The organism is Thermus islandicus DSM 21543, from assembly GCF_000421625.1.
In the GTDB taxonomy this organism is placed as follows: Bacteria; Deinococcota; Deinococci; order Deinococcales; family Thermaceae; genus Thermus; species Thermus islandicus.
Window position 1 is genome coordinate 19292 of sequence record NZ_ATXJ01000011.1, and the last position, 12327, is coordinate 31618.

Annotated in this window: 17 protein-coding genes; 7 read left to right on the forward strand and 10 right to left on the reverse strand. The window is 69.9% G+C overall.

Annotated elements, in window-relative coordinates:
- The first annotated feature begins 34 nt into the window (after positions 1–34).
- Genes H531_RS0109520 through H531_RS0109530 form a run of 3 tightly spaced genes read left to right on the forward strand, consistent with a single transcriptional unit; the run spans position 35 to position 1915 of the window.
- Positions 35–637 carry a phosphoribosylanthranilate isomerase gene (locus H531_RS0109520; protein ID WP_022799118.1) on the forward strand — a complete coding sequence of 201 codons (603 nt, stop codon included), beginning with the start codon at positions 35–37 and terminating at the stop codon, positions 635–637.
- Positions 634–1431: an inositol monophosphatase family protein gene (locus H531_RS0109525; RefSeq protein ID WP_022799119.1), complete on the forward strand. Its 798-nt coding sequence runs from the start codon at positions 634–636 to the stop codon at positions 1429–1431. The genes H531_RS0109520 and H531_RS0109525 overlap by 4 nt, the downstream gene beginning before the upstream one ends.
- Before the next feature lie 4 nt (positions 1432–1435).
- Positions 1436–1915 (forward strand): flavin reductase family protein, encoded by a 480-nt coding sequence (locus H531_RS0109530; RefSeq protein ID WP_022799120.1) that lies wholly within the window; start codon positions 1436–1438, stop codon positions 1913–1915.
- Here H531_RS0109530 and H531_RS0109535 read toward each other — a convergent pair.
- Entirely contained in the window at positions 1903–2295 is a 393-nt protein-coding gene (locus H531_RS0109535; RefSeq protein WP_022799121.1) for a M67 family metallopeptidase, read from the reverse strand. The genes H531_RS0109530 and H531_RS0109535 overlap by 13 nt on opposite strands.
- Positions 2296–2342: 47 nt before the next feature.
- Between H531_RS0109535 and H531_RS0109540 the strand changes: the two genes are divergently transcribed.
- From H531_RS0109540 to H531_RS0109555, 4 genes are all read left to right on the forward strand, one after another.
- The gene (locus tag H531_RS0109540) at positions 2343–4319 is read left to right on the forward strand and encodes an elongation factor G (protein WP_022799122.1); all 1977 of its coding nucleotides are present in this window, start codon (positions 2343–2345) and stop codon (positions 4317–4319) included.
- Positions 4320–4327: 8 nt separating this feature from the next.
- On the forward strand, positions 4328–5212 hold the full coding sequence (locus tag H531_RS0109545) for an AAA family ATPase (RefSeq protein WP_028490782.1): 885 nt from the start codon (positions 4328–4330) through the stop codon (positions 5210–5212).
- Between the two features lie 57 nt (positions 5213–5269).
- Positions 5270–5944 carry a response regulator transcription factor gene (locus H531_RS0109550; RefSeq protein ID WP_022799124.1) on the forward strand — a complete coding sequence of 225 codons (675 nt, stop codon included), beginning with the start codon at positions 5270–5272 and terminating at the stop codon, positions 5942–5944.
- Between the two features lie 92 nt (positions 5945–6036).
- Positions 6037–7443, forward strand: a complete 1407-nt coding sequence (locus H531_RS0109555) for a sensor histidine kinase (RefSeq protein WP_022799125.1) — start codon at positions 6037–6039, stop codon at positions 7441–7443.
- On the opposite strand, the gene H531_RS0109560 is transcribed toward H531_RS0109555, so the two are convergent.
- From H531_RS0109560 to H531_RS0109600, 9 genes are all read right to left on the reverse strand, one after another.
- Entirely contained in the window at positions 7397–7768 is a 372-nt protein-coding gene (locus H531_RS0109560; RefSeq protein WP_022799126.1) for a DUF2089 domain-containing protein, read from the reverse strand. The genes H531_RS0109555 and H531_RS0109560 overlap by 47 nt on opposite strands.
- Positions 7762–8013 (reverse strand): hypothetical protein, encoded by a 252-nt coding sequence (locus H531_RS0109565; RefSeq protein ID WP_022799127.1) that lies wholly within the window; start codon positions 8011–8013, stop codon positions 7762–7764. Before H531_RS0109565 ends, H531_RS0109560 begins: the two co-directional genes overlap by 7 nt.
- Positions 8014–8030: 17 nt before the next feature.
- The gene (locus tag H531_RS0109570) at positions 8031–8402 is read right to left on the reverse strand and encodes an SHOCT-like domain-containing protein (RefSeq protein ID WP_022799128.1); all 372 of its coding nucleotides are present in this window, start codon (positions 8400–8402) and stop codon (positions 8031–8033) included.
- Positions 8402–8602, reverse strand: coding sequence for a hypothetical protein (locus H531_RS0109575; protein ID WP_022799129.1), 201 nt, complete (start codon positions 8600–8602; stop codon positions 8402–8404). The genes H531_RS0109570 and H531_RS0109575 overlap by 1 nt, the downstream gene beginning before the upstream one ends.
- Positions 8603–8664: 62 nt before the next feature.
- Entirely contained in the window at positions 8665–9417 is a 753-nt protein-coding gene (gene ccsA / locus H531_RS0109580) for a cytochrome c biogenesis protein CcsA (RefSeq protein ID WP_022799130.1), read from the reverse strand.
- Positions 9414–10592: a glutamyl-tRNA reductase gene (gene hemA / locus H531_RS0109585; RefSeq protein WP_022799131.1), complete on the reverse strand. Its 1179-nt coding sequence runs from the start codon at positions 10590–10592 to the stop codon at positions 9414–9416. The genes ccsA and hemA overlap by 4 nt, the downstream gene beginning before the upstream one ends.
- Positions 10593–10634: 42 nt before the next feature.
- Positions 10635–11315, reverse strand: a complete 681-nt coding sequence (locus tag H531_RS0109590) for a uroporphyrinogen-III synthase (protein ID WP_022799132.1) — start codon at positions 11313–11315, stop codon at positions 10635–10637.
- Positions 11287–11652: a carboxymuconolactone decarboxylase family protein gene (locus H531_RS0109595; protein WP_022799133.1), complete on the reverse strand. Its 366-nt coding sequence runs from the start codon at positions 11650–11652 to the stop codon at positions 11287–11289. Before H531_RS0109595 ends, H531_RS0109590 begins: the two co-directional genes overlap by 29 nt.
- The gene (locus H531_RS0109600) at positions 11649–12308 is read right to left on the reverse strand and encodes an HAD family hydrolase (protein ID WP_022799134.1); all 660 of its coding nucleotides are present in this window, start codon (positions 12306–12308) and stop codon (positions 11649–11651) included. The genes H531_RS0109595 and H531_RS0109600 overlap by 4 nt, the downstream gene beginning before the upstream one ends.
- Positions 12309–12327: the final 19 nt, after the last annotated feature.

Here is a 12327-nt window from a genome sequence, read left to right on the forward strand (position 1 = left end):
AAGCCCAGAGGGCCCGGCCCCTTATACTGGGCCCGTGCGGGTCAAGATCTGCGGCCTCACCCGCCTCGAGGACGCCCTCCTGGCGGAAGCCCTGGGGGCCTGGGCCCTGGGCTTCGTCCTGGCCCCGGGCTCCCAGAGGCGGATCCCCCCCGAAAGGGCCCGGGAGATCTCCGAGGCCCTCGGGCCCTTCGTGGTCCGCGTGGGGGTCTTCCGGGACCAGGAGCCGGAGGAGGTCCTCCGCCTCATGGAAAGGGCCCGCCTCCAGGTGGCCCAGCTCCACGGGGGGGAGCCTCCGGAGTGGGCCGAGGCCGTGGGGCGCTTTTACCCCGTGATCAAGGCCTTCCCCTTGGAAGGCCCCGCGAGGCCCGAGTGGGCGGACTACCCGGCCCAAGCCCTCCTCCTGGACGGCAAGCGCCCGGGAAGCGGGGAGGCCTACCCCCGGGCGTGGGCAGGGCCCCTTCTGGCGAGCGGGCGGAGGGTCATCCTGGCGGGGGGCCTCACCCCGGAAAACGTGGGGGAGGCCCTGGCCCTAAGGCCCTACGCCGTAGACCTGGCGAGCGGGGTGGAGGAGGCCCCCGGGGTGAAGAGCGAGGCCAGGATGCGGGCCCTCTTCGCCCGGATTATGATGGGAGGGTGATCGGCAGGAAGCACCCCTTCTTTCCCCACCTTGCCGCCATGCTGGAGGCCGCCCGGCTGGCCCGGGGCATCCACCTCTACTACTTGGAAAAGGGCTTCACCGAGGGGACCAAGTCCGGCCCCACCGACCTCGTCACCCAGGCGGACCGGGAGTCGGAAGCAGCCCTGAAGGACTTCCTCCTCCAGCGCTTCCCCGAGGCAGGCTTCCTAGGAGAGGAGGGGGGAAGCGAAGGGGGAAAGGCCCTTCGCTTCATCGTGGACCCCCTGGACGGCACGGTGAACTACGCCCACGGCTTCCCCTTCTTCGGGGTGTCCCTGGCCTTGGAGGCCGAGGGGGTCGTCCAGGCGGGGGTGGTCATGGACACGGCCCGGGGAGAGACCTTCTACGCCCTAAGGGGCGAGGGAGCCTACCTGGACGGAAGGCCCATCCGGGTTACCGGGAGGCGGGAGCTTCTGGGAAGCCTGCTCGCCACGGGCTTTCCCTACGACGTGGCCAGGGATCCGGAGAACCTCACCTACTTCGCCCGGGCCCTGAGGCGGGGGCTTTTGGTGCGCCGCCCCGGGGCGGCCGCCCTGGACCTGGCCTACGTGGCCGCGGGCCGCCTGGAGGGCTTCTGGGAGGTGAAGCTGAACCCCTGGGACGTGGCGGCGGGGTGGCTTCTGGTGGAGGAGGCGGGGGGCAGGGTCACGGACCTGGCGGGCGGGCCCTACCGCCTGGGGAGCCGCTACATCGTGGCCACCAACGGCCTGATCCACGGGGCGCTCCTGGAGGCCCTCCTTACCGACGTAGAATAGGAGCATGGACCTCGAGGCCAAAAAGAAGGTCCTCCGCAGCTTCACCTACGGGCTCTACATCCTGACCGCCAAAGAGGGCGAGGAGTACGCCGCCGGCACGGTCAACTGGGTGACCCAGGCCTCCTTCAAGCCCCCCCTCGTGGCCCTGGGGGTCAAGGGGGACAGCCACCTCCACGCCCTCATTGAGCGCACGGGGAGGCTCGCCCTCATGACCCTGGCCCACGACCAGAAGACCATCGCCCAGGACTTCTTCAAGCCCACGGTGCGGGAGGGGGACCGGCTCAACGGCCACCCCTTCGTCCCCTCCCCCACCTTCGGCCTGCCCCTCCTCACGGAGCTTCCCTACTGGCTGGAGGCCGAGGTGCGCCATCTCCACAAGGGCGGGGACCACAGCCTGGTGGTGGCCGAGGTGGTGGAGGCCGGGGTGCGCTATGAGGCCAGGCCCCTCGTCATGTGGGACACGGGATGGTTCTACGGAGGGTAAAGGGGGACCACCTCCACCTCCCGCCCCTCGGGGAGGAGGAAGGCCCGGAAGCCGTCGGTGCCGAAGATGACGTAGGGGACCCGCCAGCGGGCCTCCTTGCGGTCCGTGGGGCTTGGAAGGGCGGGGCCTGCGGGGTGGGAGTGGTAGATGGCGAGGAGGGAAAGCCCCTCCCGCTCCATCTCCTTGAGCGCCCTGAGGAGGGCCAGGGGCTCGGCCAGGTAGCCGGTGCGGGGGTTCGGGTGGACGTTGGGCAGGGGAATGACCCGCTCCACCTCCCGCCTCCCCGCCCAAAGCCCCACCCCCTCCCGGGGGGCCTCCCTTTCCAGGTGGGCCTGGGTTTCCCGAAGGAGCCTTATGGGCACGTAGAGGACCTGGGCCAACCACCCCCTCCTTGGCCCTATACTAGGGGCACCAAGAAGGAGGCGCCATGATCCGAACCGTCGCGCTGGTGGGCCACGCGGGAAGCGGCAAGACCACCCTGACCGAAGCCCTCCTCTACCGGACCGGGGCCAAGGAGCGCATGGGCCGGGTAGAGGAGGGCACCACCACCACGGACTACACCCCCGAGGCCAGGCTCCACCGGACCACGGTGCGCACCGGGGTCGCCCCCCTCCGCCATCGGGGGCACCGGATCTTCCTCCTGGACGCCCCGGGCTACGGGGACTTCGTGGGGGAGATCCGGGGGGCCCTCGAGGCCGCGGACGCCGCTCTGGTGGCCGTCTCGGCGGAAAGCGGGGTGCAAGTGGGCACGGAGAGGGCCTGGACCGTGGCGGAAAGGCTGGGCCTGCCCCGGATGGTGGTGGTCACCAAGCTGGACCGGGGCGGGGACTACTACGCCCTCCTGGAGGACCTGCGGAGCACCCTGGGCCCCATCCTCCCCATAGGCCTCCCCCTCTATGAAGAGGGGCGCTGGGTGGGCCTGATGGATGTCTTCCACGGGAAGGCCTACCGCTACGAGGGGGGTGAGGAACGGGAGGTGGCGGTCCCCGAGGCCGAGCGGCAAAGGGCAGAGCGCTTCCGCCAGGAGGTCCTGGAAGCCATCGTGGAGACCGACGAGGGCCTCCTGGAGAAGTACCTGGAGGGGGAGGAGGTGACGGGGGAGGCCTTGGAGAAGGCCTTCCACGAGGCGGTGCGGAGGGGCCTCCTCTTCCCCGTGGCCCTGGCCTCGGGGGAGACGGGGATCGGGGTCCTGCCCCTTCTGGACCTCCTCCTGGAGGCCTTCCCTTCCCCAGAGGAGCGCTTCGGGGAAGGCCCCCCCTTGGCCAAGGTCTTCAAGGTCCAGGTGGACCCCTTCATGGGGCAGGTGGCCTACGTGCGCCTCTACCGGGGGAGGCTCAAGCCCGGGGACACCCTCCAAAGCGAGGCCGGGCCGGTCCGCCTCCCCCACCTCTACGTGCCCATGGGGAAGGACCTCCTGGAGGTGGAGGAAGCGGAGGCGGGCTACATCCTGGGCCTTCCCAAGGCGGAGAGCCTCCACCGCGGCATGGTGCTCTGGCAAGGGCCTAGGCCCGAAAGCGAGGAGGTCCCCTTCGCCCGCCTCCCCGAGCCCAACGTGCCCGTAGCCCTCCACCCCAAGGGGCGCACGGACGAGGCCAGGCTGGGGGAGGCCCTGAGGCGGCTACTGGAGGAGGACCCGAGCCTGAAGCTGGAAAGGCAGGAGGAGACCGGGGAGATGCTCCTTTGGGGGCACGGGGAGCTGCACCTCACCACGGCCAGGGAGCGCCTAGGGGACTACGGGGTGGAGGTGGAGTTCACCGTGCCCAAGGTGCCCTACCGGGAGACCATCAAAAGGGTAGCCGAGGGCCAGGGCAAGTACAAGAAGCAGACCGGGGGCCACGGCCAGTACGGGGACGTGTGGCTTAGGCTCGAGCCCGCCCCCGAGTACGGCTTTGAGTGGCGGATCACCGGCGGGGTAATCCCCAGCAAGTACCAGGAGGCCATAGAGGCGGGAATCAAGGAGGCGGCCAAGAAGGGGGTGTTGGCGGGCTTCCCCGTCATGGGGTTCAAGGCCATCGTCTACAACGGCTCCTACCACGAGGTGGACTCCTCGGACCTCGCCTTCCAGATCGCCGCGAGCCTCGCCTTCAAGAAGGTCATGGCCGAGGCGGGCCCCGTCCTTCTGGAGCCCATCTACGAGATCAAGGTCTTTGCCCCCCAGGAGCGGGTGGGGGACATCCTCGCCGACCTTCAGGCCAGGCGGGGGCGGATCCTGGGCATGGAGCAGGAGGGGGCCCTCTCCATCGTACGGGCCGAGGTGCCCCTGGCCGAGGTCCTGGAGTACTACAAAAGCCTTCCCAGCCTCACAGGCGGGGCCGGGGCCTACACCTTGGAGTTCCGCCACTACGCCGAGGTGCCCCCCCATCTGGCCCAGAAGATCGTCCAGGAGAGGCGGCAGGAGGGGTAGTGGAGGGGATTTGGCGCCTGCGCGAGGCCCTGGCACAGGCCCTCTTCGGCCAGGAAGGGGCCATAGAAGCCCTCCTGGCCACGGTCCTGGCCCGGGGACACGCCCTTCTGGAGGGGGTTCCCGGCCTCGGGAAAACCCTTCTTGCCGAAAGCTTCGCCCGGGCCAGCGGCCTGAGCTACAGGCGCGTCCAGTTCACCCCGGACCTCCTGCCCCAGGACCTTACGGGGAGCGAGGTCTACAGGGAGGGGACCTTCCAGTTCGTGAAGGGGCCCATCTTCGCCCAGGTGGTCCTGGCGGACGAGATCAACCGGGCTCCGCCCAAGGTGCAGTCGGCCCTCCTCGAGGCCATGCAGGAAAGGGCCGTGACCGCAGGGGGCATGCGCTACCCCCTGCCTGAACCCTTCCTCGTGGTGGCCACGCAGAACCCCCTGGAGCTCGAGGGCACCTACCCCCTGCCGGAAGCCCAGCTGGACCGCTTTGCCGCCAAGATCCCCTTCCGCCCCCCGAGGAGGGAGGTGTGGCTCCGGATCCTCACCGAGGAGCCCAGGGTCCCAGAGCCCCAAGAGGTGGACCTCTTGAAGGCCCAGGAGGAGGCGAAGGCGGTGCGGGTGGCGAAGGAGGCCCTGGAGGCCATCACCCACGTGGCCTTCCTCACCGCCGAGGACCGAAGGCTCCGCATGGGCCTCTCCCCTAGGGGGGCCAAGGCCTGGCTCGCCCTCGCGCGGGCCCTGGCCTACCTCCGGGGGAAGCCCCTGGTGGACTGGAAGGAGCTCAAGGACGCTGCCCTCCTCGCCCTCCCCCACCGCCTCTTCCTCACGGAAGAGGCCCTCTACCAGGGAGAAAGCGCGGAGGGGATCCTCCAGGAGGCCCTGCGCAAGGGGGGGATCCCCTGAGGCCCGCCCCGGCCCCCGCGCCTAGCTTTCTCATGAGAAAGTACGTACCATGGGGGTATGGAACCTCCCCTGATCCTTATCGTGGAGGACGAGAAGGACATCGCCCGCTTCATAGAGCTGGAGCTGCAGGCGGAAGGCTACCGCACCGAGGTGGCCCACGACGGCATCACCGGGCTTTCCCGGTTCCGGGAGGTCAACCCCAACCTGGTGATCCTGGACCTGATGCTCCCCGTCATGGACGGGATTGAGGTGGCCAAGCGCATCCGCAAGACCTCCAACGTGCCCATCCTGATCCTCACCGCCAAGGACCGCATTGAGGACAAGGTGGTGGGCTTGGACGCGGGGGCGGACGACTACCTGGTCAAGCCCTTCTCCATAGAGGAGCTCCTGGCCAGGGTGCGGGCCCACCTGCGCCGGGTAACCCCGGCCATCACCGGGGAGATCCGGGTGGCGGACCTCATCATCAACCTCGAGGGCCGCGAGGTCTTCCGGGGGGGGCGCCGGATAGAGCTCTCCAACAAGGAGTTTGAGCTCCTGGAGCTCCTGGCCAAGAACCCGGGCAAGGTCTTCAGCCGCTACGAGATTGAGGAGAAGGTCTGGCCTGGCTACCAGGGCGGAAGCAACGTGGTGGACGTCTACATCGGCTACCTGCGCAAGAAGCTGGAGGCGGGTGGGGAGCGCCGCCTCATCCACACGGTGCGGGGCGTGGGGTACGTGCTGCGGGAGGACTAGCTACCCCGCTCTGGCCAAAGCCAGAGCGGGGGCCCCCAAAAGGCCCCTTCGCCTACCCTAGCCAAGGGCCCAAGCCCGTATAACCCCCCGGCATGACCCTCAGGACCCGGATCACCCTCCTCACGGCGGGCCTCCTCTTCGTCACCCTCCTCCTTCTGGGCTTCGCCCTGGAGGGGCTTCTAAGGAGCTTCCTCTACCGGAACCTCCGGGGTGAGCTCCTAGAGGCCAGCAACCAGGTGGTCCGCCTCCTCAACCTGGGGGGGCAGGCCCTTCTGGAGGCGGGGCTTCCCCCGAGCCTCTACGCCGAGGTCCAGCTCCTCCCCGAGGAGAACCCCTCCCTCCTCGCCCGGGAAGGGGGCATCAGCCTGCAGCGAAGCCCGGCCCTGGGGAGCCAGCGCCTGGTCCTGAAGGAGCCCGACTACCGGACCCTTCTCCAGGCGGGGGAGGTCTGGACGGAGGTGGGGCTTCCCCGGGAGGGGCGGCCCCTTTCCCTTTTGGTCTACGGGCGGAAGGTGGAGGTGAGCCTGGGGGGCACGGTCTGGAAGGGGATTCTCCTGGTGGGCAAGCCCACGGAGGACCTCGAGGCCACCCTGGCCCAGTTCGCCCGCATCTACGCGGGGACGGCCCTCCTCGTCCTTTTCCTCGCCCTCCTCCTGGCCCGGCGCCTGGTGGCCCGGGCCCTGGAGCCTTTGGAGTGGGTGGCGCGGAAGGCCGAGGCCATGAGCGCCCGCCCCGAGCCCCTCCCCGAGCCCGAGACCGAGGACGAGGTGGCCGCCTTGGTCAAGGCGCTGAACGGGATGCTCTCCCGCCTGCAGGAGGCCTTTGAAGCCCAAACCCGCTTCCTCCAGGACGCCTCCCACGAGCTCAGGACCCCCCTCACCGCCATCCTGGGCCACGTGGGCTACCTCCTCCGCCGCACCCCCCTCACCGAGGCCCAGAGGGAAAGCCTCGAGGTGGTGAAGCGGGAGGCGGAGCGGATGGGCAAGCTGGTCTCGGACCTCCTGGACCTCTCCCAAAGCGGCACCTGGCGCATAGAGCCGGTGCCCCTAAGGGTCTTGGACCTCCTGGAAGAGGTGAAAGAGGAGTTCGCCAAAAGCTTTGAGGGGGAGATCCGGGTGGAAGCCCCCGAGGGGCTTTACGTGCGCGGGGACCCCGACCGGCTCCATCAGGTGCTCGCCAACCTGGTCTCCAACGCCCTCAAGGCCGGGGCCAGGCGGGTGTGGCTTCGCGCCTTTGACCTGGGGGACAAAGCGGTGGTGCGGGTGGAGGACGACGGGGAAGGGATCCCCGAGGAGCACCTCCCCCACCTCTTTGAGCGCTTCTACCGGGTGGACAAGGCCCGGGACCGGGAAAGGGGCGGGTCAGGCCTCGGCCTGGCCATCGCCAAGGCCATCCTCGAGGCCCACGGCGGGGAGATCTGGGCCGAAAGCGAGGTGGGCAAGGGCTCCGCCTTCAGCTTCTCTCTTCCCGCAAGCGGGCCACCGCCTCCTCCACGCTGATCTCCCCCCGCCTCAGGGCCTCGAGGACCTGTAGGCGCTCCTCCCCCCCGTCCTCCTCCTCGTACCCCAGGGCCTTGAGGAGGGCGTCCAGCCGGGCCCGCACCGTGGGGTAGGAGACCCCTAAGATCCGCTCCACCTCCTTGAGGTTCCCCCGGGCCTTAACGAAGAGCCTCAGGAAGTCCAGGTGCTCCTTGGGGAGGAGGGCGAACTCGTTCAAGGCGAAGCGCCCATGCACCTCGGTGCCGCAGGCGGGGCAGAAGAGGGCCTTCACCGCCAAGGACCCCTCGCAGGCCGGGCAACGCGTGGGAAGGAGCCGGATCACCATACTCCCACCTTTACTCCCATCCCCTCCCCCTCTAGCTCCAAAAGAACCAGAGGGGGAAGCCTCCTAAAGGCAAAGACCGCTCCCAGGGGCATCCCCGAGGCGGCCTTCCCCCGAAGGAGGGCCTGGGTCTTGCGGAGGAAGAGAGCAAGGAGAAGACCCCACTCCAACGCAAAGAGGGGTAGCCCCAGGAAGAAGGGCAAGGGGAAAGGCCCCCGCACCCTCAGGTAGAGGAACCTGAGACGCAAAGGGGGACGCCCGGGCCTCACGCCACCTCCACCAGGATCTCCACCGGCTTCCCCTCCTCCTCCGCCGCGATCTCCACGAGCTTCCCCTCGGACATCCCCTCCCGCACCGCCATGAGGAGCTCCTTGAGGTTCACCCCCTTTCCCGCCAGGGTGGCCTTGGCCTCCTGGGGAAGGAAGGCCTCCACAAGCTCTGCCAGGGCCAGGGGCAGGTTCACGTGGATGCGCACGGGCTTACCCTCCTCGTCGTAGGCGTGCACGCGCACCCTCAGAATCTGGGTAGGTCCCTTGGCCTTAGGCCGCTCCTCCAGGGCCTCGAGGAGGGAAAGGGCCTCCTCCACCCCGATCTCCCCCGCCCTCACCATCTCCAAAACCCTCCGCTTCTCTTCCATCACGCCTCCTTCGCGTCAAGCTCCAGATTCCCACGCCGCACCTCGGGGGCCAGGGCCTCGGCCAGGCGGAGGAGGGTCTCGGCGAGCCGCCTGCGCCAAGGCCGGCGCAGGGGCAGAAGAAGCCTCTCCCGCTCCGCCTCCCTCAGGCGCTCCCGCCAGGGCTCCAGGAGGAGCTCCCGGTCCCAGGTTCCAAACTCCACGGCTCCCTCCTGAGAAAAAGGTAACTCATCTTTTACAGATTGTCAAGGGCCGCTTTACATATTCAAAAAGGGAGCCTCGAGGGGTGCCGGGGGCCCAGGAAGGGAGCCCCTAGGAAGGCGAAGAGGAGAAGGGCATAGGCCAGGGCGAGGAGCCCGGCCCGAAGGAGGCCCCTAAGCCTTTCCTGCAGGAGGAAGTAGAGGGTGAGGAGGAGCCAGCCCAAGAAGGTGGAAAGCTCCTTGGGGTCCAGGGCCAGGGGGCTCCCGAAGTAGCCGAAGGCCCAGGCCATACCGCTCCCCAGGCCCAGGGTCGCGGCCAGGTAGCCCACCTGCAGGTAGCCCCGCTCCAGGCGCTTGAGGCTCCAGAGGGGAGCGCTCCCCACCGCCTTTTCCGGAGCCTGGCGGAGGCGGGCGTCCTGGAAGGCACACATCACCCCCGCCCCCACCCCCACGCTCAAGGCCAGGTAGGCCACCAGGAAGGCCCCCCCGTGGAGAAGCGCCAGGGCGGGGGGCAGGTCCGCCCGGGGGTGGGGCAGGGCCTTGAGGGCGAAGAGGCCGAGGAGGAGGGCAAGGAGGAGGAGGTAGCGCCTCAGGGGAGCCAGCCCGGGCCTCTGCAGGAGGCTTTCCCCCCTCAGGGCCAGAAACGCCCCCAGGACCAGGGCGGGCTGGGCGGGTCCGGCGAAGGGGCCCTTGGCCAGGGCGTCCACCGCGGCCCCCGCCAGGTAGAGGAGGGCCCCCCAGGGAAGCCCCCGGGGCGAGAAGAGGCCCAGGGCCACGGCCACCACGCCTCCCAGGGCCAAAAGCGCGCTCCAGGTCATAGCCCGGGGGGACGGAAAGCGAGGAGGGGGCAGTCCTGGGGGCAGGGGGGTCCCTCGAGGAAGTCCCGGGCCCGGGCCTTCAGGTCCAGGATCCAGGGGTGGGCCCTCCGGCCCGCCTCCTTGTGCCAAAGACCGGGATCCGCCTGGGGCAGCTCCCGGGCCACCTCCCGGAGAAGGCTCATCCTGAGGGCCCGGATGGCCTCCCGCACCCGGTGGCCCGCATACCACTCCAGGTAGTCGGCCAGGGCCTTTTCTATGAGGGCCTCCACCTTGGGGATCTCCCCCTCCCGGGCCCTCAGGTTCTTCTCCACCACCCGCTCCAGGTCGTCCAGGTTGTAGAGGTAGGCGTAGGGGAGGCGGGCCACCCGGGGGTCAATGTTCCGGGGGAGGGCGAGGTCCATGAGGAAGAGGGGCTTGACCCGGCGGGGCAGGTCCTCGGGGCCCACCAGGTAGTGGGGGGCGGCGGCCGAGGCCACCACCACGTCGGCCTGCCTGAGCACCCAGGGCAGGGCGGAAAGGCCGTAGGCCTCCCCCCCGAAGCGGGCCGCCAAGGCCCTGGCCCTCTCCTCGGTGCGGTTCACCACCAGGACCCGCCCCACCCCCTCGCCCCGAAGATGCTGGAGGAAGAGCTCCGCCATCTCCCCCGCCCCCAGCACCGCCACCACCAGGCCCGAAAGGTCGCCAAACACCGCCAGGGCCAGGTCCAAGGCGGCGTAGGCCACGCTCACCGCCCCCGCGCCGATGCCCGTTTCGCTCCGGGCCCTTTTGCCCAGGGCCACGGCCGACTGGAAGGCCTTTTCTAGAAGGCTCTCCGTGGCCCCGTGCTTGCGGGCCAGGAAGAGGGCCTCCCGCACCTGGCCCAGGATCTGGGCCTCCCCCACCACCAAGGAGTCCAGGCCCGCGGCCACCCGGAAGAGGTGGCGCAGGGCCTCTGGGCCCTCTTTCACGTAGAGGTGCCGGGGCGCCACCCCCCTCTCCAGGAGGAGGGCCTGGGCCCGATGGGGGCTTCCCACCCCGTAAACCTCCGTGCGGTTGCAGGTGGAGAGGACCACCGCCTTGCCCAGGGCCGCCAGGGCGGCGGGGACGCCCGCTGCGGGGTCCAGGGCGGCCCTTTCCCGCACCCCCACCGGGGCGGTTTTGTGGGAAAGGCCCACCAGGTAGAGGGGCAGGGCCATACGCCTCCCGGAGTATACCCCATGGGGATAGGGACAGATGCCCTACGCCCCCAAGGCCCGGAGGATGGCCCCAAAGAGGCCCTCGAGGCCCGGGCGTTCCGCCTCGTAAGGGGAAAAACCGAGCCTCTCCGCCTCCTCGGCCGTGCTCGGTCCGATGCAGGCCGCCTTCGGGCGCCTCCTGGTCCAGCGGGCGAAGGCCCGAACCCCGCTCGGGCTGAAGAAGGCCGCCACCTCCGCCCGCTCCAGGAGGGCCACCTCCTCGGGGGAGAGGGCCCTTTCCCGGGTGGCGTAGACGGGAAGGCGCTCCACCCAAGCCCCCCGGGCCCGAAGGCCCTCCTCCAGGTCCCGCCCCGCCAGGTCCCCGGCCACGAAGAGGACCCTCCTCGCCTCGGGGAAGCCCCGGGCCAGGTCCTGGGCCGTGGCCCTCTCCGGCACGAAGGCGGGGGGAAGCCCCCCCTCCGCCAAGATCCTCCCCGTCCCCTCCCCCACCGCCGCCACCTGGAGGGAGGGGCGCCCCGCCTCCTCCCAGGCCCAAAGGAGCCTCCTCGCCCCCTCCTTGGAGGTGACGGCCACGAAGTCCCACCCCTCCTTGAGCCTCCCCGGAAGGAGGGCAAGGGTGGGGAGGTCCACCTGCTCCAGGAGGGCCACCTCCGCCGCCTCCAGGCCCAGGGCGGCGAGCCTCGCAAGAAGCGCCCTATCCTTCCCCCGCGTGAGGAGCACCACGGCCCTGGAGCACCTTCTGCAAGAGCCTCATGGCGGCGAGGGCCCGGGGAAAGCCCAGGAAGAGGGCTGCCTGGAGGATAGCCTCCCGCACCTCCCGCTCCGTGGCCCCCACCCGCAAGGCCCCCTCGAGGTGGGTGGCGAGCTCCTTAGGGCTTCCCAGGGCGACGAGGGCGGTGATGGCGAGAAGCTCCCGGGTCTTCAGGTCCAGGCCCGGCCGCGCCAGCACCTCCTCGTAGGCGAAGTCCCGGATGTAGCGGAAGAGGTCCTCGTCCACCTGCTTCAGCGCCTCCTCAATGGCCTCCCGCTTCTCCCCCCAGAGGGCCTCCCGGACGCTCATGGGAGGTAGTCTAGCACCGCAGGAAGCCGGGAAAGGGCCTTGGGGTTTTCCCCCAGGGGGTCAAAGAGGAGGGCCCGGACCCCGGCGGCTTCCGCCCCCAGGAGGTCCGCCTCGGAGTCGCCCACGTGGACCGCCTCCTCCGGGGCCACGCCGAGGGCGGAGAGGGCCTCCTTAAAGAGCCTGGGATCGGGCTTGGCGTGGCCCGAGAGGGCGCTTACCGCGAGGTGGTCAAAGTAGCGCTTTAGGCCCACCACCTCCAGGATCTCGGGGAGGGTGGCGTCCCAGTTGGAGACCACGGCCAGGCGGTACCCCTGCGCCTTTAGGGCCCTTAGGGTCTCCTCCGCCCCCGGGGTGAGGGGCCAGAGGGCGGGGTCCTTCCAGCGGGCCACGAGCTCGGCGCTCACGGCCTCCGCGTGCTCCCCGAGGCCCATCCCCTCCAGAAGCCGCCGGTGAAAGGCCCGCCAGAGGGCGAGGGCGGTTTCCAGGTCCCGGGCCTCCAAGTGGTGGTCCTCGTAGAAGCGGAAGGCCTCGAGGGCCGCCTTGCGCACATCCCCCCGTGGCCGCAGGCCCCGCTCCTCCAAAAGGGGCAGGAGCCAGAAGCGGGGGCTCGCCAGGATCAGGGTGTTCCCCACGTCAAAGGTCAGGGCCCGGACCATGGCCTAAGTCTATACCCTT

Excerpts from the sequence above, each read along its gene's own strand:
- H531_RS0109530 (WP_022799120.1), top strand. The coding sequence starts at position 1,436 with ATGGACCTCGAGGCCAAAAAGAAGGTCCTCCGCAGCTTCACCTACGGG.
- H531_RS0109540 (WP_022799122.1), top strand. The coding sequence starts at position 2,343 with ATGATCCGAACCGTCGCGCTGGTGGGCCACGCGGGAAGCGGCAAGACC.
- H531_RS0109550 (WP_022799124.1), top strand. The coding sequence starts at position 5,270 with ATGGAACCTCCCCTGATCCTTATCGTGGAGGACGAGAAGGACATCGCC.
- H531_RS0109555 (WP_022799125.1), top strand. The coding sequence starts at position 6,037 with ATGACCCTCAGGACCCGGATCACCCTCCTCACGGCGGGCCTCCTCTTC.
- H531_RS0109560 (WP_022799126.1), bottom strand. The coding sequence starts at position 7,768 with ATGGTGATCCGGCTCCTTCCCACGCGTTGCCCGGCCTGCGAGGGGTCC.
- H531_RS0109570 (WP_022799128.1), bottom strand. The coding sequence starts at position 8,402 with ATGGAAGAGAAGCGGAGGGTTTTGGAGATGGTGAGGGCGGGGGAGATC.
- ccsA (WP_022799130.1), bottom strand. The coding sequence starts at position 9,417 with ATGACCTGGAGCGCGCTTTTGGCCCTGGGAGGCGTGGTGGCCGTGGCC.
- hemA (WP_022799131.1), bottom strand. The coding sequence starts at position 10,592 with ATGGCCCTGCCCCTCTACCTGGTGGGCCTTTCCCACAAAACCGCCCCG.
- H531_RS0109595 (WP_022799133.1), bottom strand. The coding sequence starts at position 11,652 with ATGAGCGTCCGGGAGGCCCTCTGGGGGGAGAAGCGGGAGGCCATTGAG.
- H531_RS0109600 (WP_022799134.1), bottom strand. The coding sequence starts at position 12,308 with ATGGTCCGGGCCCTGACCTTTGACGTGGGGAACACCCTGATCCTGGCG.